Source organism: Streptococcus sp. 1055 (assembly GCF_013276815.1).
Taxonomy (GTDB): Bacteria; Bacillota; Bacilli; order Lactobacillales; family Streptococcaceae; genus Streptococcus; species Streptococcus pseudopneumoniae.
The window spans coordinates 1-663 of sequence record NZ_VMLT01000134.1 but is presented as its reverse complement, the minus strand read 5'-3'; the positions used below and the strand labels follow the sequence as shown (position 1 = coordinate 663).

Genomic DNA, 663 nt, shown 5'->3' with positions numbered 1-663 from the left:
ATAGGGAAGTCGCTTAGCTTTAATCCGCCATAGCTCAGTTGGTAGTAGCGCATGACTGTTAATCATGATGTCGTAGGTTCGAGTCCTACTGGCGGAGTAATTTAGTTAAGAGGTTTAGGCCTCTTTTTTTGTTATGTAATAATAATCTATCTCGTGTTATTAGAGGCGAGACATTTTTCGGCTCTTTGTCAACTGTAGTGGGTTGATGAAAAGCGAATCTCGAGAAAGGGCAAATTTCGTCATTTTTTTTGAAGTTTTTAAAGTTCCGAAAACCAAAGGCGTTGCGTTTGATAAGTTTGATGAGATTATTAGTGACTTCTAGTTTGGCGTTAGAATAGGCTAGTTTAAGGGCATTGACAATTTTCTCGTTATCAGCGTTCCAAACATTCAAAAATAGTTGGGACTTCCCTTAATAAATCTGTTACTTTCTTTTTCAAGATAGCCCAAGCTTGCTCAATAGGATTCAAATCTGGTGAATAAGGCGGTAGAGGTAAGAAAAAGTGTTTATCTTGGATGCAGAGTTCATCCAAAATGTTCTTGGGATCAAAACTAGCATTGTCCATGATAATAACATGAGGTGTCTTCAAAGCAGGCAGGAGTTGCGTTTTGAACCACTCCACAAAGAAATCGCTTGTCATGCTGTTCTTGTAAATCATGGGAGCT

At 38.6% G+C, this 663-nt stretch carries 1 tRNA gene and 2 pseudogenes; 1 reads left to right on the top strand and 2 read right to left on the bottom strand.

The window, feature by feature from the left end:
• Positions 1–23: 23 nt before the first annotated feature.
• Positions 24–97: transfer RNA gene (locus HT699_RS10480), tRNA-Asn, on the top strand.
• On the opposite strand, the pseudogene HT699_RS11905 reads toward HT699_RS10480, so the two are convergent.
• Positions 86–373 (bottom strand): annotated as a pseudogene (locus HT699_RS11905) (transposase); the annotation flags it as partial. The gene HT699_RS10480 and the pseudogene HT699_RS11905 sit on opposite strands and share 12 nt — an antisense overlap.
• Positions 372–663 (bottom strand): annotated as a pseudogene (locus HT699_RS10470) (IS630 family transposase); the annotation flags it as partial. The pseudogenes HT699_RS11905 and HT699_RS10470, both read right to left, overlap by 2 nt.